Raw genomic sequence first — 16,863 nt, 5'->3', positions numbered from 1 at the left:
AGTTCGCCCCGCATTGGCCCGTCCTTGTTTGCATTGGGGAATGGACCACATCACGTTCCTGGTGGCGGTCGTCATCGTGACGGCCCTCGCCTTCGACTTCACCAACGGATTCCACGACACGGCGAACGCGATGGCCACCTCCATCGCCACGGGGGCGCTCAAACCGAGGACGGCGGTGCTGATCAGCGGCGTGCTGAACGTCGTCGGCGCCTTCCTGTCCACCGAGGTCGCCAAGACGATCTCCGGCGGCATCGTGGACGACACACTCGTCACTCCGGGCATGATCTTCGCGGGGCTCGTGGGGGCGATCCTGTGGAATCTGCTCACCTGGCTGGTGGGGCTGCCGTCCAGTTCGTCGCACGCGCTGTTCGGCGGGCTGATCGGGGCCGTCTGGGTCGGTGCGGGGGCGCACGGCGTGCACTTCGACAAGGTTGTCGAGAAGGTGCTGATCCCGGCGGTGGCCTCGCCGGTGGTCGCGGGAGTCGCGGCGCTGCTGGCCACGTACCTGGCGTACCGGCTCACCTCTCGCGCCCGCAAGGAGTCCGTCACCAAAGGCTTCCGGATCGGTCAGGTCGCCTCGGCCTCGCTGGTCTCGCTGGCCCACGGCACCAACGACGCGCAGAAGACGATGGGCGTCATCACCCTCACCCTGATCTCGGCGGGCGCGCTCGGCCACGACGCCGGCCCGCCCCTGTGGGTGATCGCCTCCGCCGGCCTGGCCATCGGCCTCGGCACCTACCTCGGCGGCTGGCGCATCATCCGCACCATGGGCAAGGGCCTGACGGAGATCCAGTCCCCGCAGGGCTTCGCCGCCGAGACCGCCTCCACGACGGTCATCCTCACCTCGGCCCACCTGGGCTTCGCCCTGTCCACCACCCAGGTCGCCTCCGGCAGCATCCTCGGCGCCGGACTCGGCCGCCGTCTCGCGGAGGTCCGCTGGGGCGTGGCCGGTCGCATGGTCGTGGCCTGGCTGATCACTCTGCCCGCCGCCGCGCTGGTCGGCGGCGTCTCCGCGAGCGTGGTCACCCACGGCGGCGACCTCGGTACGGCCGTGGTCGCGCTGATCGGCGCCGCGGTCGCCGGCGGCATCGTCCTCGTCTCCCGCCGCAACCCGGTGTCCGCGCACAACGTCAACGACGCCCACGAGGTCACGATCCGCGGCGCGGAGCCGGAGCGGGTCGGGACGGCGGCCTGAGAAAGGGCCGTTACGGCAACCATTTCTGAAAGCAAGGAGAGTTCCATCCATGAGCCTCGACTGGACCGCACTCGGCCAGGTCACCGCGGTGAGCCTCGCCGTGACGGTGGCCGTGGTCGCCGTCTTCGCCCTCGGTGTGCTGGGCCTGGCCCGCTACGAAGGGGCGCGTGCGGAGGGCGGCGGTACGTCCTCCCTCGGCGTCGCCCAGGCCGGGCTGTGCTTCCTGGCCTGCGCGGCGGTGGTGGCGTACGGGATCTACCTGATCGTGCCGCAGTTCCACTGACCGGGTCGTGAACCGGAGGAGGCCTTCCGGCTCAGGTCTCCTCCGCCGGCCCGACCTGCTCGTACACCGTCACCCGCCGCACCCGGACCTGTAAGTCCGACGCGGCCCTGAAGTGCTCCTCCAGCACGGCGGTCTTGGCCTTGTCCCGCTTCCCTTTCACGGCCCGCGCCACCTCCGGCGCATCGGTGACCAGCAGTGTCCGCCGCTGTGCGAGCATCGCCGACCGTATCCGGGCCGGATCCGCCTCCTCGCCCTTCAACGTTCCCGACGCCACCGGGTTCTTCGCCAGTGCGACGTCCCGCAGACCGGTGAAGTCGCCGGGGGAGACCGGGGCGGTGTCGCGCCGGCCGCCGGTATGAACACCACCGCGTCCCCGGTCTCCTTCAGCCGCCGTACGTCCGCCGCGACGGCCAGGACGTCGTCCACCCGGCCGGCCGGAGAGCGCTTGGCCGGGGGCGGCGGTACGGGCGGCCGGGGGCCAGGCCCAGCATCCTGAACAGGATGGACACGGTTCGGCGCGGTGACCCATGATCCTCTGTATGATCCGGGCTGCCACTGTGAACGACGTCGCCGAGATCCGCGCGATGATCCGCGAACTCGCCGAATACGAACGGGCCGTCGAGCAGGCCCGGGCCACCGAGGAGCAACTCCGCGCGGCGCTGTTCGGCGAGCACCCCGCCGCCTTCGCACTCATCGCCGAGGACGACGACTCGGGCGACGTCGTGGGCTGCGCCTTGTGGTTCCCGAGTTTCTCGACCTGGACCGGCACACGAGGCATGCACCTGGAGGACCTCTACGTACGACCGCACGCCCGAGGCGGGGGCCACGGCAAGGCCCTGCTCGCCTCACTCGCCGCGACCTGCCTGCGCAACGGCTACGAGCGCTTCGAGTGGTGGGTGCTGGCCTGGAACGAGCCGACGATCGACTTCTACAAGTCGCTCGGGGTGGAGCTCCTGGACGAGTGGACGGTGTGCCGGCTGAGCGGTGAGCCCCTGAGAGAACTCGCCGCCAAGGTCCCGAGTGCTGCCGTCCCGACCGTCGCCCCGTAGGGCGGTGGTGACGTATGCAGCCTCCCGTCGCGGCAGTGATCGAAGCCCACCGGACGTTGGAGAGAGTCGCCGCCGGACTGGACGACCAGCAGGTCGCCGGGGACTCCGCCCTTCCGGTTGGTCGCGCGGCCACGTACTCGCGCATCTGACCGACAACGCGAGGATGTTCGCCCGTCTCGCGGAGCACGCGCTGCGCCGCCGAGCACCGCGCCGAACTCGCCGGAGCAGTGGCCCACTTGGAGGCGGTGTGGGCACGAGTCGCCGACGAGGCGGACTGGACCCGGCCGGTCACCTTCCGCAACGCGGACCTCGCCGCGACGGTCCTTGCGCGCTGGCGCGAGGTATGGATCCACATGGTCGACCTGGACCTCGGCGTGCGTCCGGACGACTGGCCCGAGGAACTCGCCGCTCACACCGTCGACTTCCTCCTCTGCCGACTCCCGGCGGGCACGCGCGTACGCGCCGAGGACATGCCCCGACAGTGGTCCGTCGGCGACGGCCCGGGCCCGGAGATCACCGGACGGGTACGCGACCTGGCGGCTTGGCCGGCCGGGCGTACACCCACGACGCCGCCAGTGGCGGCACAGGGGCTGCCCACCCTCGGGCCCTGGCCTCCCCACCCGCCGCAGCGACCGGACCGTGCGTGACGGCCTCACGTCCCCCCACTGACCTCCCGGAGCTGCCGACGTGACCGAATTCCCTGCCTCGGACGACGCCGCCATCACCGACCGGAACCGCCTTGCCGGGCGGGCCTACAGCAGTGACCGGGACCTGGCCGCGCGCCAGTCGCTCTACCAGTGGCAGACGCCCCGTCACGACCTGCCGGGCATGGTCGTGGAGCGGTTGCGCGGGGTGCGTGGGCGAGGGCGTGTGGTCGATGTCGGTTGCGGCAACGGGAAGTTCATCCAGCGGCTGCGCCAGGACCGGCCCGACCTGGACCTGCTCGGCCTGGACATCGCGCCCGGCATCCTCGCCGGCGTCCCCGGGCCGGTGGCCGTGGCGGACGCCGGCCGGCTGCCACTGGCTTCGGGGAGTGTGGACGCCGCCCTGGCGATGCACATGCTCTACCACGTCCCCGACATTCCGCAGGCGGTCGGGGAGCTGTCACGGGTGGTGCGCCGTGACGGGCTGTTGGTCGTCTCGACCAACAGCGGCCGGGACAAGGCGGAGCTCTTCGAGCTGTGGCGGCGGGCCGCGGATGATGTTCTCGGCACCGGTCGCGGGCCGGACCGTATCTCGCTCAGTGCTCGTTTCACTCTGGAGAAGGCGCCCTCCCTTCTGGGGCAGGGCTTCGGCCGCGTGGAGCGGATCGAGCTGTCCGGCACCGTCACGGTCCACGATCCCGATCCGGTCATCACGCACCTGGCCTCCTACCGGGCCTGGGCCGACCAGCACGACGTGCCCTTCGCCGCGACCATCGAGCGGGCGCGCGCCATCCTCGACGAACACATCGCGCGGCACGGGGCGTTCGAGGTCAAGTGCAGGGCCGGCATCCTGCTCTGCCGTCACCGTCACTGAGCGCCTCGACGCGGGAAAAGGGCCCGACCGGAGAGCGACCGGGCCCTTTCGAGGGCTCCGTCGACCGGCGATGGTGCACCGCTCGCCGGTCACGCGGAAAAACGAGGCCGGGGTCAGGCCTTCTTGGTCTCCTGGTAACGGGCCGGGTCGGTGACCTGCGGTGATGTCTCCTACGGGTCGCTGACCTGGTCTTTTTGCGATTGGTGGCGATGGGGTGCGGGGGTCTTGAGCGGGTGTCTTGCGGCTGTGTGCGGACTGCGATCGTCGCGGGCCATGGGCCGGTGTCAGAACAGGTCGAGCTGGGCGGACTCCACCGCTCCCAGCATGTGGCACTTCCCGGTCTCTGCGTCGACACACACATATCCCGTGCCGACTGCCATGTCCCGGAAGTCTCCGCTGCGAAGGTAGGCGACCGACTGGCAGTCGAAGTAGAACTTGCCTTCAACCTGGGCACGCTCTCCCTCGACCAGCGCGAAGGTCATGCCTTCATGGCTCACTTCTCTGTCGAGAAACTCCTGGGCGAGCCTGGTCGCCTGTTCCATGTCCAGCATCAGTCCGTCCTCAGGAGGGAGAAGTTTCGCCACGTCGAGAGATCAGCGTGCCCCGTCTGGCCGTCCAGGAACACGACATCCCTCTTGACGTTGACGACGTTGAAGACATGCGCCTGCCTGCCTTTCTGGCCCATGACGATACCTCTGGCGCCATCTCCTGAAGACTTGATCTCGTGCACGATGCGGGAGAGCGTCGACTTCTTGAAACTCCTTCCGCCGTACAACGCCTCGATAGGCGCCGTAGGGCCTTCCTTGAGTGCTCCGGGAGCCGAAGACGGAGACGCATCAGCGAGCAGGCGGTCAACTGCCACAGCGCAGGCACGGCAGTTCGTCCCGCCGCCTTGTGGGTTCACCAGTGCCTTGAGCTGAGCGGTGATGGGCGTCTTGTAGGGGATGCCTCCATACCCGAGTGTCACTCCCCCGCCACCTGGACCGAATCGCAGGTTCCCGACCTTGATCGTGGTGCTCTCAGGGAAAACGGCGGCTCGCCGCCACCCTGTGAGGCCGCCAACCCCCACGAGGACAATCTGCTTGGTCAGTTCCTCGGCGGCATCGGCGTACAGGTCCGCCAGCGCGTCGCACCCCTGCTGCCGCAGCATGTACTCGGCACGGTAGAGCCGGTAGGCCGGGCGGACGGGAAGGTACTTGTCGACGAAGGCTCCGGCGCCGCCGTTCTCTCCCGTGAACGCATCGTGCACGTCTCCGAGGAACACGAAAGGCGACTTGAAGACGTCGACGAAAGCATCACCGAAAATGCCGAGTACTTGGCCGAAGCTCTCGACGTGCTCGTCGTCGGGGTTGCCGGGCGCCAGACCGCTGGGGTCCGTGAGGTGGGTGGGCTGGTTGTCGGCGTAGGCGTACGCCGAGACGTATGGGGTGGTGAGGCTCCGTGTGGCGGGGTCGGGGCGGTTGAAGCGGCCGGTAGCGGTGTTGTACTGGCGGGCGTGCAGGTCGAGGTTGCCGGTGGTGGTCGTGTTCAGCACACGGGTGCCGAACGGGTCGTAGGCCCAGCGCTGGTACAGCGTGCCGGTGCCGTTGGTGACGTCGACGGGAGAGCCCTGGGTGTCGTGGTGGTAGTAGAAGAGCGCGCCCGAACCAGTTTTCGTCGCGGTGGGCTGGTCCAGCGGGTCGTAGCGGTAGGACTGCTTGATCGCCCAGGCGCCGTCGTATTCGGTGGCCAGGATCGGCAGGGGGGCGTTGGGGTCCCACTGGGTGCGGTTGGTGACCGTGCCGTCCTTGCTGGTGGTGACCTGGTTTCCGCTGGCGTCGTGGTCGTAGGTGTAGTTGGCGCCTGCGACGGTAGCGGCGGAGATCTGTCCGGCCAGGTCGTAGGTGTATGTGTCGGCGCCTGCCTTGGTCTGGTTGCCCTCGCTGTCGTCGTAGGCGGTGGTCGTGGTGCCGGTGGTGGTCGAGGTGAGCTGGTCGGCGGCGTCGTAGGTGTAGCTGGTGGATGTCGTGCCCAGTGTCGAGGTCAGGCGGTTGCCGACCTTGTCGTAGGTGTAGGAGGTGGTACGGCTGGATGCACAGCCGGTGACCCAGGGCTGCGGGAAGCAGCCGGAGGTGAGACGGCCCGCCGCGTCGTACGTCAGGTCATAGCCGCCGGTGCCGACACTGGCGCGGGTGACGTCGACGTGGGTGGGCAGCCCGGCGGCGGACAGGGTGAGCGCCGTCTTGGTGACGGTGGCGCCCGACTTGGACGAGGTGACCGCTGTCAGCCGTCCGGCTCGATCGTAGGCGCGGTCTTCGGTTTCAGTGTTGGGCAGTGCGGACCGGGTCAGGTTGCCTGCAGCATCCCAGGTGTAGTTGGTGGTGACCCCGTCAGCGGTCATGGACGAGGTGCGGCCGTCGTTGTCGTAGGCGTAACTGATGGTGTTGCCGTCGGAGTACTTGCGGGTGAGCATCTGCCCGGCGGCGTCGTAGGCGAAGGTTGCGTCGGGCGTGGTGTCCGAGTAGTCGACCTTGGTGAGCAGGCCGCGCGGGTCGAAGGTGTAGCTGGTCGAGCCGCGCGGGGTGGTCTTCTTGGTCAGCTTGCCCTCGGCGTCGTACGCGTATGAGGTCACGCGGTTGAGCGGGTCGGTGATCGTGGTCAGGCGGCGGGCCGCGTCGTAGGCGTACGACGTGATGTGGCTGTTGGCGTCGGTGCGCTTGGCGACGTTCCCGGCCGAGTCGTAGTCGTAGGTCGTCTTTCCATCGTCGGCGGCTGTCACCGTGGTGAGTTGGTCCAGCTGGTCGTAGCCGTAGGTGGTGACGCGCTTGTCGGCGTCGGTGCGCTTGGTGACGTTGCCGGCCGCATCGTAGGCGGTGGTGGTCACGCCGCCGAGCGGGTCGGTGACGGAGGTGAGGTTGCCGGCCGCGTCGTAGGCGTACGTGGTGGTGTACTGGGCGGGGTCGGCGCCGGTGGCGTTGCCGCGCGGGTCGACTGCGGTGGCTTTGCGGCCGTCGCCGTCGTAGGTCCAGCTCTCCTTGTTGCCCAGGGGAGACGTGCGGCTGAGCAGGTTGCCGTCGGCGTCGTAGGTGTAGGTGGTGGTCTTGCCGAATTGGTTGGTGGTGCTGGTCAGTCTGTTGTTCTTGTCGTAGACGGACGTGATGCTCTTGCTGAGGGCGTCGGTGACCTTGGTGGCGTTGTCGACGGCGTCGTAGGTGTAGCTGGTCGCGTTGCCGAGCGGGTCGGAGACCTTGACCGGTCGGTTCACGGCGTCGTACTCGGTGGTGACGGCCGCGCCGGTGGGGCCGGTGACCTTGGTGCGGTTGCCCGCGGCGTCGTAGGCGTAGCTCGTCGTGTAAGCGGCCGGGTCGACTCCGGTGACGTTGCCGCGCGCGGAAACCGAGCTCAGCAGACGGCCGACCTTGTCGTGTGTGTAGGTCGCTTTGTTGCCCAGCGGATCGGTCTCCGACGTGAGGTTGCCGAGCGCGTCGTAGGTGCGGGTGACGGACTTGCCCGCCGGATCGGTGGTCTTGGTGAGGTTGCCGGCGTCGTCGTACGCGAAGGTGGTGGTGTTGCCCGCCGGGTTCTTCACGGACGTCAGCTGCTCGGCGCCGTTGTAGCCGTAGGTGGTGGTGCGGCCCAGCGGGTCGGCACCGGTGACGTTGCCGCGGGGGTCGGTCTTGGCGGTGATGCGGCCTGCGCCGTCGTAGGTGAACGTCGTCTTCTCACCGAGCGGGGTGGTGACTGAAGTCCGGTTGCCCGCTGTGTCGTAGCCGTACGTCGTGGTCTTGCCGCGCGGTGTGGTCACGGTCGCCAGGGCGCCGAGTGCCGTGTACGTGTACGACGTCTTGTTGCCGCGGCCGTCCGTGTGGCTGAGGATGTTGCCCGCGCTGTCGTAGGTCCAGCTCTCCGATTAGCCCAGCGACGACGGCGCGCTGCGCGTGAGCATCCGACCGGCACTGTCGTACGTCATCGACGTGGTGCTGCCGCGCTGGTCGGTGATCTCGACGGGGCGCAGAGAGCGGTCGTAGCTGTAGGAGACGCGCTTGCCGTACGGGTCGATGCTCTCCAGCAGCACGTTGCCGGAGTAGACGTCGGTCCACACCCCGCCGTCCGGGGCTGTCATGTGCGACTCGCGGCTGCCATCCCACGTGAACGTCGTCTTCTTACCGTTCTGGTCCGTCTGGGAGGTGACCCTGCCGGACGAGTCGTAAGTGTTGCTGACCCTGCCGCCCGCCGGGTCGGTGTACGAGGACAGCCGCTTGCCGGCGTCGTAGGCGTAGGAGACCGAAGTGGCGTCCGGAAGGCTCACCTTGGTGACCAGGCCGTCTGCGTTCAGGGTGAAGCTGGTCGTGCGGCCGGCCGCGTCCTTGACGGACGACAGCTTGCCAGACGCGTACGTCAGCGTCAGGCCCTGCCCTGCGCCGTCGACGACCGATGTCAGCTGATGTAGGTTCGCATTTCGCGCGTCGCTGGGGGCTCGATTCTCACGGCACCTGTCAGTTCCGTCACTCGGGAGGGTGGGGGTTTCCCGCGTTGATGGAGATCAGGGTCCGGATCAGAGCGTACGGCCAGGACTAGTGAGAGCTGTCGGGCACGCGTGGTAGCGCCGAGCGGCCGAGATCAGATGAATATTCCTCGCGCGCGGTCCTTCTTTGCCTGCCCGGCAGGGAAGATTCGGCCGCTCATGGCGATGTGGACCCCGTGGGGCAGGGTCTGCAGGGCGGCGACGGCGAGTCCGAGGTAGAAGGGGGCATCGCTGTCGGTCATCCGTGCTGGTTGCATCGCCCCGGTCATGACGATGACCTTGCCGGTCACCTCACGCAGGTGTTCGGCCGTGGTCGTCATGGTGTCGGTGCCGTGGGTGATGAGGATGTGTTCGGCGTCGGCGGTCCGGGCGTGGTGGCGGATCAGGTCTCGGTTGGCGTCGTCGAACGCGGCGCTGTCCTTACGGCACACGCTCTCGACGGTGAACTTGTGGAGCGTGCGGGCCTGTTCGAGGATGGGCACTGCCATCGGCTGACCGATGACGAGGGTGCCCTGGAGGGAGTACTCGACGTCGATGGAGCCGCCGGTGGTGATGACATGGATATGCATGGGGTTACCCGTCGGTGCTCAGGCCGGAGGCTTGGACTTGAGTCCGCTGCCGCACAGGGGTGCCACAGCGGTGGGAAGGCCGTCGTGCCGGGGCGTGGTGGGGATCAGCCCGGCTTGTACGGCGGCCCAGCACACGGCAGAGGTCGGTTCGACGTAGAGGCCCGAACGGGCCAGGGAGGCGTGGGCGGCGCGCACATCGTCGTCGGTGACGGTGACGATGGTGCCGCCGGTGGCCCGGACGGCGGTGAGGATCTGGGAGCCGCGGGCGGGGCGCGCGATGGCGATGCCCTCGGCCACGGTGCCGTACGCGGGGACGTCGCTCGGTTCCGGCTGGCCGTCGGCGAAGGCGGTGGCCAGCGGTGCGCAGCCGGCGGCTTGGACCGCGACGATCCGCGGCAGCCGGTCGATCAGTCCTTGGTTCAGGAGTTCGGCGCAGCCGAGGTAGGCGCCGAGCACGAGGGTGCCGTTACCGACGGGCAGGACGAGGGTGTCGGGCAGTCGGCCGCCGAGCTGTTCCCACAGCTCCAGCACGTAAGTCTTGGTGCCGTGCAGGAAAAGAGGGTGGTAGACGTGGCTGGCGTAGAAGACGCCCGGCTCGTCGGCGGCTCGGGCTGCCGCCTGGGCGGTGTCTTCGCGGGTGCCGGGGATCTGGTGCACGGTGGCGCCGTAGGCGCGCAGTTGCGCGACCTTGCCTGCTGAGGTGCTCTCCGGTACGTAGACGTCGCAGGCGATGCCGGCGCGGGCGGCGTAGGCGGCGACGGCGGTTCCCGCGTTGCCGCTGCTGTCGGCCATGAGCCGGGACACGGCGAGGCGGGCGGCGAGGGCAGCCAGCATCACCGCGCCGCGGTCCTTGAAGGATCCGGTCGGCATGAGGTGGTCGACCTTGAGTTGGACGCCGGGCAGGCCGGGCGCGGTGACCAGGGGGGTCATGCCCTCGCCCATGGTGATGTCGTGCGGTTCGCCGATCGGGAGGGCTTCGGCGTATCGCCACAGGCTGGGGCGACGCGTGGCGAGGTCGGCGGTCGTGGGCATGATCGGTGTGAACCCGACGAGGTCGAGGACGCCGTGGCAGTTCGCGCACCGCCAGGCCAGGTCGCCCAGCGGATGGGTGTGGCTGCACGCGGCACACTGCAGCGCCATGGTGGTCGGCGTCGAGCTGGCTGTGTGGGTCATGTGGTGGCTCCGGCGGCGGGTGTGGCGGCGTGCAGGAGGGCGTCGGCGACGAAGAGGTCCTGCAGGGCTATGCCGGAGCTGTCGAACACGGTGATGTCCTGCTCGCTGTGGCGCCCCTTGGCCTGCCCGGTCAGGACGTCGCCCACGGCGGTGACTGCGAGGGTGCCGTCGTCGATGAGGTCGGCGACGTGCTGCAGCTCCCCGATGCGGACCGCCTGGGAGGGAAGGTCGCAGAACAGGCGTGCCTCGTTCAGCAGTTGCGGAGGCAGTTCCTGTTTGCCGTGTGCGTCGGAGCCCATGCTGGCGATGTGGGTGCCGGGGCGCACCCACGCACCGTCGAAGAGAGGCGCGGTGGCGGTGGTGGCGGTGACGATGATGTCGGCGGCGCGGCACGCCTGTTCGGCAGGGGTGAGCCGGCCGGCGAGCCCTCGCTCGGCCAGCTGGGCCAGGAAATGCTCGCCGCGCTCGGGGGTGCGGGCGACGACATGGATGGTGCTGATGGGACTCACGCGGGCGACCGCCGCGCATTCGTACAGGGCCTGGTGGCCCGTGCCAAAGATGGTCAGGGTGGTGGCGTCGGTGCGTGCCAGGACGCTCGCGGCGACCGCGTCGGCCGCGGCGGTGCGGTAGGCGTTGACCACGCCGGCCTCGACGACCGCACCGATGCGGCCGTGCTCCTGGTCGAAGAGCAGGACCAGGGAGTTGTGCCGGGGAATGCCCTTGTCGGCGTTGCCCGGCCAGTAGCTGCCGATCTTCACTCCGGCAAGCCGCGCCGCTGCGGCGGACTTCACGGTGAACCGGTTCTCGTCCTGTGATCCGTGGCCGAGGACGGCGGGGAAGACCTCGGCATGCGAGCCGGCGGCAGCGATCAACGCGTCCCGCACCGCCGTGAAGGCCAGCTCTTCGGTGATGAGGGCGGCGGACCGCTCCTCGGGCAGGAAATGCATGGTGGTTACCATCCTCGGATGCGCGGCCACACGGCCTCGACGGTGCGGGAGCCGGTTTCGGTCACGTGGTAGTGGTCGTGCTGTGCGGCGGTCGCACAGGCGTGGATGGGCAGGATCCGCACGCGCGTACCGACCGGCAGATCGGGCAGGGCGGCGGTGCTGTCCGGGCGCATGGAGAGCATGCCGTGCTCCTGGCTCGCGTCGGTCATCAGCAGGCCGTCGAAGAGAGTGCCGTCCAGGTCGGCGACGAGGCCGTATCCCTGATCCACTCGCTGGCGCGAGGTGCCGCGGTCCCGTGATGTCGCCATCCAGCCCGCGTCGGTGAGGATCCACCCCTTGTCCGGACGGTGACCGATCACCGTCGTGACCACCGTCATCGCCAGGTCGGCCGTGGAGCACACGCCGATCCCGGCCATCACGAGGTCGAAGAAGACGAAGTTGCCGGCCCGGACCTCGGTGACGCCGGTGAGGTCGGTCGCGAAGTGCGCGGTCGGCGTCGAACCCACGCTCACTACCGGCGCCTCATGACCGGCCGCCCTCAACACCTCGGCGGCCTGCACGGCACACCGGCGCTCGTTCTCGGCGGCGGCGCGCAGTTCCTCCTCGCCGTCGGCGTAGTACGACTCGCCGGCATGGACGAGTACACCCCGCAGGACCGCGCCGCCGTCGCGCAGGGTCCGCGCGATGGCTGGCAGTACGGGGTCGTCAGGTCGCACCCCACCGCGGTGACCGTCGCAGTCGACCTCGATCAGCGCCGGAATACCGGACATCCCCACGCGATCGGCAGCGAGTGCGGCGGCCTGCTCCACGCTGTCGAGCAGCACCGTCAGGTCCACGCCGCGCTCCCGCAGCGCGATCACCCGGTCAAGCTTGTGCGGCGTGATGCCCACCGCATACAGGATGTCCCGGTAGCCGGCGTCGGCGAACGCCTCGGCCTCCGCCAGCGTCGACACCGTGATCGGTCCCGGCTGCCCGTCGTACAGCAGCGAGGCCACGTCGAGGGACTTGGCCGTCTTGACGTGGGCCCGCAGCGTGACACCGAGCCCGTCGAGGTGCTCGCGCAGCCGGCTGATGTTCGCTCTCACCGTGGCCGTGTCCAGAGCCAGGAACGGGGTGTCCGGATCGTCGAGGGTTCTCCGGCCCGTCAGCGCCTGTTCGAGGTGGGTCATCGGCTTTCCTCACTGCTGGTCGGGGCCGGCCGCCGCACGGCGCCGGGACTCTCCTCGGTCCGCGGCGTTCGGTCCTGCCGTGCCGCCGGGGCCTCGCCGTCGCTGCGGTGTGGCGGGTCGGCCGGCGGCGTCTTGCGGCACTCGTTGAGATCCGCGTAGACCGCCGAGCGCGACACGCCGAGCCGTTCGGCGACCCGCGGCACCGCGTTGCGAACCGAGAAGACACCGCGCCGATCCAGGACTTGGAGCAGGGCCAGCCGCTCCACTCGGGTCAGACTGCTCACCGGCTTGCCACGGGACACCTCCTCGGCCCGGACGAGCGCGTCGACCACGTCGTCGAAGTCGTTACTGAACGTGGTGGCCGTCACCTGCACGGGCGGCGTCCCCGCCAGTGCCGTCAGCAGGTCGCCGGCCTGCCGCAGAGCCGTGACGTCGACATTGACGCACAGCGCCCCGAACACGTGGCCCGAACCATCGCGCAACGGCATGGTCGAGGACTTGATGATGCGCCCGTCCCCGGTGCGCGTCACGTAGTTGATGTCGTTAGCCGCCGCGTCCCCTTGGGCCAGCACGGCCAGGCCGATCTCACTCAGCGCGCCGCCGACCTTGCGGCCGGTCACCGCGCCGGAGACCGCCACGACCGACTGCTCACCCCGCCGGTAGTCGTGCAGCACGACCTCACACGTCGGCCCGAACGTCGCCGCCAGCCCATCGATGACGGGCAGCAACGCCGCCAGGATCGCATCCGCGCTGTCGTCGGCCATCACACCATCCCTCAGTCTCATCCAGCCCAGGACGCCGACTATAGTAAACGTCCAGACCCTGGACTAAAAGTCCGGAGTGGTGGTCCATGACCTGAAGCCCTCCCGTAGGGCGCCGCGCAGGTTTCCGATCAAGCAGCGTCGTGCAGCCACTGCTGGTCGGATGACCACTACTCCAATCGGTCTGTCGATTCCGTATCGGTGCAGCCGACCGGCGGCGTCCGCGAAGCGCACGAGGGCGCGCAGCTCCCACGGCGGCGAAGTCGCCCAGCAGCGGGTCCGGCCCCGAGGCCCGCTTCGGTCGGTGCGGCCTCCAGGGCAGCCATGGCGCCCGTCTCCGGCAGTGCCGACCGCCTCGACGAGGTGGTCCCACGAGCGCCGAGCCTGGCAGGGACCAGTCCCGGGCCGCGGAAGGACTCTCACAGTTGTGTTCTCCCCGGTCCTTGTCCGGCCCAAGGGACAACGCGGTGAGACGCGCTCCTGTCTGATAGTTCACTCGTCGTAGTGCTGTTCCCGGTCTCGTTCTATGCAGCGGCGCTCTCCCGCTTGATCGTGGGAATGTCGCAGCTGGTTGAGACCGGGAGCTCCGCGCCCCGCTCCTGCTGCTCGGGGGTGGGGCATGTCGCGTGTGATCGGCGAAGTCTCGATGAGCCTCCGTCGTACGGACGGAAAGATCGACGAGGACCTGGTCTGGTCGACGACGGCCATCGACGTCTTCGAGCCCTCGATCCCTTGGCGTACGTTCCGCTGGAGAGAGGGACAGAAGCACTATTCCGGCCTGTACTGGTCGTCCACCATGCGTGACCACGTCGCCTACGAGTCGCGCCTTGAGCTGACACGACTGCTTTACGCCGACTTCGCCCAGGATGTGACGGCCGTCTTCGCCCAGCCGTTCTTGCTGTCCACCACCGTCGACGGTCGCCGGAGCCGCCATGTACCCGACTTCCTCGTGATGCGCGACAAGGACGTTCCGCTGGTCGTGGACGTCAAGCCGCGGCACCTGCTCACCCGCCCGAAGGTGAGCTTCGCGCTCGGCTGGGCTCGCGAGGTCGTTCTGTCGCGCGGCTGGGATTTCCAAGTGTGGTCCGAGCCGCCAGAAGCTGAACTGGCGAACCTGCGGTTCCTCGCGGGCTATCGCCGCAGCTGGCTCTTCGACGAGGACCTGCTCGCGGAGATCCGGGCGACAGATCTGTACGGGGCGACGCTGGGCGAGGCGTTTCATGCCTTCCCCCGTCATCCGGACTGGCGGGTGAGGGCCGCGGTGCTGCGGCTGTTGTGGTGCCAGCATTTTGTGACGGACCTGACGGAGCCGTTGTCCGAGCGCCACATCCTGCGCCAGGGCCTGGCCACGGTGATTGGCGCTGGCAGACGCGACCTGCCCCGCCCCATCGAGGAGCCCGAGGACGAATCCGCACGCAACGAGGAGCAGCTCGAGCAGATCTGTCGGGTCACGAGGCCGGGGTCTCGTGGAGGAGGGCATGTGACCGGAGCCGCTGTACGTGTCGGGGTGGGCACGAGGCTGAGGTACGACAGTGAAGTCGTCGTGGTGGAGGAGATGTTCGGCTCGGCGGCCGGCAACGAGGTGCTGGTCCGTGACGGGCCGGGCCGCAGGTTCCGTCTGTCGCTGCGCGAGGTGCTCGCCTCTGGCCGGGCCCAGGTCATCGCGACCGGACCGGGGCCGGAATCGGACGACGACCGCGAGACGGCCTCGGTGCTGTTCGCTCTGCTCAGCGAAGAGGAGCTTGCCGAGGTTCGGGAGCGGGCCGCCCATATCAACGAGGTCCTGACCGGCTTCCGGTCGGGCAGCGACGAACTCGCGGAGCCGGGCGAGCCCCGGCCGCAGTACGCGGCCACGGTACCCAAGCTGCAGCGATACGGGGCGAAGGCCACCGAGTTGGGTGTGAGCGTACGGACCATCAAGCGGTGGGTGCGCGCCTTCCTCACCGACCGGGAAGCCGGGCTCGTACGCGGCGGTCCGGATCGTGGGAGCGGTGACATGGGAGGGCTGGGCCGGGCCGACGTGCGGTGGGTGGAGATGGCCCTGGAGATCATGGCCGAGCACGGGAAGGACTCGAAGCCGACCCGTGGGAAGGTGATCCGCTCCGTCGGCCCGCGCCTCGTTGCCCGCTATGGCGAGGGCGAGGTGAAGCTGCCCGGTCGCGCGACGGCATACCGGTGGCTCGAGGAGCTGGAGCGGCGGCTGCCGACCTTCCGGCTGAGTACGAAGCGCAACCGGGACATCGCCACCCGGCCGCCGGGCGCGTACGGGAAGCTGCGGCCCACGAGGCTGGGCGAGCACCTGCTGATGGACACCACGCGCCTGGATGTCTTCGCGATGGACCCGATCACGATGAAGTGGGTCCAGGCCGAACTGACGGTCGCGATGGACTGGTATGACCGGTGCGTGTGCGGGGTGAGGGTTACACCGGTGTCCACGTCGTCCATCGACGTCGCGGCCGTGATGTTCCAGACTTTCCGCCCCCGTCCGGCCGGCAAGGACTGGCCGGCGCACGCTGTGTGGCCCGACCACGGCATCCCCCGCACGGTGTTCGTCGAGCGGAAGGCACTCGACCCGGATGAGGAGGAGCCGGAGGAGGCCAAGAAGGGCGGTGTCGCGTCTCCGGCTCTGGTGCCGGAGACGATCGTCGTCGACCACGGCAAGCCCTTCATCTCGGAGCACATCACCTCCGTCTGCCAGCGTCTGGGCGTGTCCATTCAGCCGGCCCGTCTGCGACGGGCCGGGATAAAGGGCCGATTGAAAGATTTTTCAAGACCGTGCGCGAGGGGCTGCTGGAGTCGCTGCCCGGCTACAAGGGTCCGGACCTGTTCTCGCGGGGTGAGCGGCCGGAGGACCAGGCGTTCTTCTTCCTTCACGAGTTGGAAGCGTTGACGGCCATGTACCGGGGCTGAAGCTGTCGCCGGCGGCGATGTTCGAGCACGGGATCGCCCGGGCCGGCTACATCGAGGTGCCCCGCGATCCAGCGCTCGGCTTCGAGTTCCTGAAGACCGAGTGGAAGCAGACCCACCACTATGGCGTCGAGATCCGCAAGTGCCGCTACAACGGCCCCGGTCTGGACGGCTACCGGGGCGAGACCAGCCCGTACACCGGGCCGAAGGCCAACGGGCTATGGCCCGTCCAGGTCGACCCCGACAACATCAACTACATCTACTTCCGCCGCCCGGACACCCGCCGCTGGCACACCCTGGAGTGGGAGCACGCCCCGGCGCAGAAGTTCCCGATCAGCCGGGGAGCCATCGAGATCGCCCGGAAGATCGCGGGCGAGAAATACCCGTTCCCCGACGACGAGACCGCGGTCGCCGAACTGCTCGACCGCTGGCACCTGGGCCTTGGGCTGACGATGACCGAGCGCCGTCTGGCTCTGCGCCAGGCCCGCGAGGAGTCCGCCTTCGACCTCCCGGGAACCGTCGAGGACGACGTGCGCATGCTGCCGTCCGTCGCGCGGATCCTCTCCACCAACGCGGAGGTCGAGGAGGACGACGCAGAGGAGCCGGAGGAGGTGGAGGCCGACCCGTATGAGGGCCTGCTGCCTGGTGATGACGACGAGGACGAGGAACTCGAGAGTCCCGAAGACGACGGGGACTTCTACGCCGATGCTCTGGAGGACGCATGATGCAGCCCCGCCCCGAGACCCCGCCGCTGGACAACCTCACGCTCTCGCGTAAAGAGGGCTGCG

General features: G+C 69.0%; 14 protein-coding genes and 2 pseudogenes. 8 read left to right on the top strand and 8 right to left on the bottom strand.

Features of this window, described 5'->3' with window-relative positions; all coding sequences use genetic code 11:
- Positions 1-40 precede the first annotated feature (40 nt).
- Positions 41-1,195, top strand: a complete 1,155-nt coding sequence (locus tag ACP4J3_RS40535) for an anion permease (protein ID WP_426541480.1) — start codon at positions 41-43, stop codon at positions 1,193-1,195.
- Positions 1,196-1,244: 49 nt separating this feature from the next.
- A complete protein-coding gene (locus tag ACP4J3_RS40530) occupies positions 1,245-1,478 on the top strand; it encodes a hypothetical protein (protein ID WP_426541479.1) in 234 nt (77 codons plus the stop codon).
- A gap of 31 nt (positions 1,479-1,509) precedes the next feature.
- On the opposite strand, the gene ACP4J3_RS40525 is transcribed toward ACP4J3_RS40530, so the two are convergent.
- Positions 1,510-1,752 carry a hypothetical protein gene (locus ACP4J3_RS40525; protein WP_426541477.1) on the bottom strand — a complete coding sequence of 81 codons (243 nt, stop codon included), beginning with the start codon at positions 1,750-1,752 and terminating at the stop codon, positions 1,510-1,512.
- A gap of 265 nt (positions 1,753-2,017) precedes the next feature.
- On the opposite strand from ACP4J3_RS40525, the gene ACP4J3_RS40520 reads away from it, so the two are divergent.
- From ACP4J3_RS40520 to ACP4J3_RS40505, 4 genes and pseudogenes are all read left to right on the top strand, one after another.
- Entirely contained in the window at positions 2,018-2,527 is a 510-nt protein-coding gene (locus tag ACP4J3_RS40520) for an N-acetyltransferase family protein (protein WP_426541475.1), read from the top strand.
- A 14-nt stretch (positions 2,528-2,541) separates the two neighbouring features.
- Complete coding sequence (locus tag ACP4J3_RS40515) at positions 2,542-2,676, top strand: hypothetical protein (RefSeq protein WP_426541473.1); 135 nt, start codon at positions 2,542-2,544, stop codon at positions 2,674-2,676.
- 21 nt (positions 2,677-2,697) lie between these two features.
- Positions 2,698-3,174, top strand: a pseudogene (locus tag ACP4J3_RS40510) (maleylpyruvate isomerase family mycothiol-dependent enzyme); the annotation flags it as partial.
- A 40-nt stretch (positions 3,175-3,214) separates the two neighbouring features.
- The gene (locus tag ACP4J3_RS40505) at positions 3,215-4,045 is read left to right on the top strand and encodes a class I SAM-dependent methyltransferase (protein ID WP_426541471.1); all 831 of its coding nucleotides are present in this window, start codon (positions 3,215-3,217) and stop codon (positions 4,043-4,045) included.
- A 284-nt stretch (positions 4,046-4,329) separates the two neighbouring features.
- Here the strand turns inward: ACP4J3_RS40505 and ACP4J3_RS40500 are convergent, their stop codons facing one another.
- The 7 genes and pseudogenes from ACP4J3_RS40500 to ACP4J3_RS40470 form a co-directional block, all read right to left on the bottom strand.
- Positions 4,330-4,596, bottom strand: a complete 267-nt coding sequence (locus ACP4J3_RS40500; RefSeq protein ID WP_426541469.1) for a hypothetical protein — start codon at positions 4,594-4,596, stop codon at positions 4,330-4,332.
- A pseudogene (locus ACP4J3_RS40495) lies at positions 4,596-8,465 on the bottom strand (toxin glutamine deamidase domain-containing protein); the annotation flags it as partial. The pseudogene ACP4J3_RS40495 and the gene ACP4J3_RS40500, both read right to left, overlap by 1 nt.
- Before the next feature lie 179 nt (positions 8,466-8,644).
- Complete coding sequence (locus ACP4J3_RS40490; RefSeq protein ID WP_426541467.1) at positions 8,645-9,118, bottom strand: asparaginase domain-containing protein; 474 nt, start codon at positions 9,116-9,118, stop codon at positions 8,645-8,647.
- An 18-nt stretch (positions 9,119-9,136) separates the two neighbouring features.
- Complete coding sequence (locus tag ACP4J3_RS40485; RefSeq protein WP_426541465.1) at positions 9,137-10,291, bottom strand: threonine synthase; 1,155 nt, start codon at positions 10,289-10,291, stop codon at positions 9,137-9,139.
- Positions 10,288-11,238: an ornithine cyclodeaminase family protein gene (locus tag ACP4J3_RS40480; RefSeq protein ID WP_426541463.1), complete on the bottom strand. Its 951-nt coding sequence runs from the start codon at positions 11,236-11,238 to the stop codon at positions 10,288-10,290. Before ACP4J3_RS40480 ends, ACP4J3_RS40485 begins: the two co-directional genes overlap by 4 nt.
- 5 nt (positions 11,239-11,243) lie before the next feature.
- Positions 11,244-12,407 carry a DSD1 family PLP-dependent enzyme gene (locus ACP4J3_RS40475; protein WP_426541461.1) on the bottom strand — a complete coding sequence of 388 codons (1,164 nt, stop codon included), beginning with the start codon at positions 12,405-12,407 and terminating at the stop codon, positions 11,244-11,246.
- A complete protein-coding gene (locus ACP4J3_RS40470) occupies positions 12,404-13,171 on the bottom strand; it encodes a helix-turn-helix transcriptional regulator (RefSeq protein ID WP_426541459.1) in 768 nt (255 codons plus the stop codon). The genes ACP4J3_RS40475 and ACP4J3_RS40470 overlap by 4 nt, the downstream gene beginning before the upstream one ends.
- A gap of 643 nt (positions 13,172-13,814) precedes the next feature.
- On the opposite strand from ACP4J3_RS40470, the gene ACP4J3_RS40465 reads away from it, so the two are divergent.
- The gene (locus ACP4J3_RS40465) at positions 13,815-16,058 is read left to right on the top strand and encodes a TnsA-like heteromeric transposase endonuclease subunit (RefSeq protein WP_426541457.1); all 2,244 of its coding nucleotides are present in this window, start codon (positions 13,815-13,817) and stop codon (positions 16,056-16,058) included.
- A 37-nt stretch (positions 16,059-16,095) separates the two neighbouring features.
- A complete protein-coding gene (locus ACP4J3_RS40460; protein ID WP_426541455.1) occupies positions 16,096-16,800 on the top strand; it encodes a hypothetical protein in 705 nt (234 codons plus the stop codon).
- Positions 16,801-16,863 lie beyond the last annotated feature (63 nt).

The organism is Streptomyces sp. UG1 (genome assembly GCF_049974585.1).
Classification (GTDB): domain Bacteria; phylum Actinomycetota; class Actinomycetes; order Streptomycetales; family Streptomycetaceae; genus Streptomyces.
Note: the sequence above shows the minus strand (reverse complement) of the source record. Positions and strands in the feature narration are given on the sequence as shown.

Coding starts and splice junctions, on each gene's coding strand:
- ACP4J3_RS40515 (WP_426541473.1), top strand. CDS start 2,542: ATGCAGCCTCCCGTCGCGGCAGTGATCGAAGCCCACCGGACGTTGGAG.
- ACP4J3_RS40460 (WP_426541455.1), top strand. CDS start 16,096: ATGTTCGAGCACGGGATCGCCCGGGCCGGCTACATCGAGGTGCCCCGC.
- ACP4J3_RS40500 (WP_426541469.1), bottom strand. CDS start 4,596: ATGCTGGACATGGAACAGGCGACCAGGCTCGCCCAGGAGTTTCTCGAC.
- ACP4J3_RS40465 (WP_426541457.1), top strand. CDS start 13,815: ATGAGCCTCCGTCGTACGGACGGAAAGATCGACGAGGACCTGGTCTGG.
- ACP4J3_RS40490 (WP_426541467.1), bottom strand. CDS start 9,118: ATGCATATCCATGTCATCACCACCGGCGGCTCCATCGACGTCGAGTAC.
- ACP4J3_RS40475 (WP_426541461.1), bottom strand. CDS start 12,407: ATGACCCACCTCGAACAGGCGCTGACGGGCCGGAGAACCCTCGACGAT.
- ACP4J3_RS40480 (WP_426541463.1), bottom strand. CDS start 11,238: ATGCATTTCCTGCCCGAGGAGCGGTCCGCCGCCCTCATCACCGAAGAG.
- ACP4J3_RS40520 (WP_426541475.1), top strand. CDS start 2,018: ATGATCCGGGCTGCCACTGTGAACGACGTCGCCGAGATCCGCGCGATG.
- ACP4J3_RS40485 (WP_426541465.1), bottom strand. CDS start 10,291: ATGACCCACACAGCCAGCTCGACGCCGACCACCATGGCGCTGCAGTGT.
- ACP4J3_RS40530 (WP_426541479.1), top strand. CDS start 1,245: ATGAGCCTCGACTGGACCGCACTCGGCCAGGTCACCGCGGTGAGCCTC.
- ACP4J3_RS40535 (WP_426541480.1), top strand. CDS start 41: ATGGACCACATCACGTTCCTGGTGGCGGTCGTCATCGTGACGGCCCTC.
- ACP4J3_RS40470 (WP_426541459.1), bottom strand. CDS start 13,171: ATGGCCGACGACAGCGCGGATGCGATCCTGGCGGCGTTGCTGCCCGTC.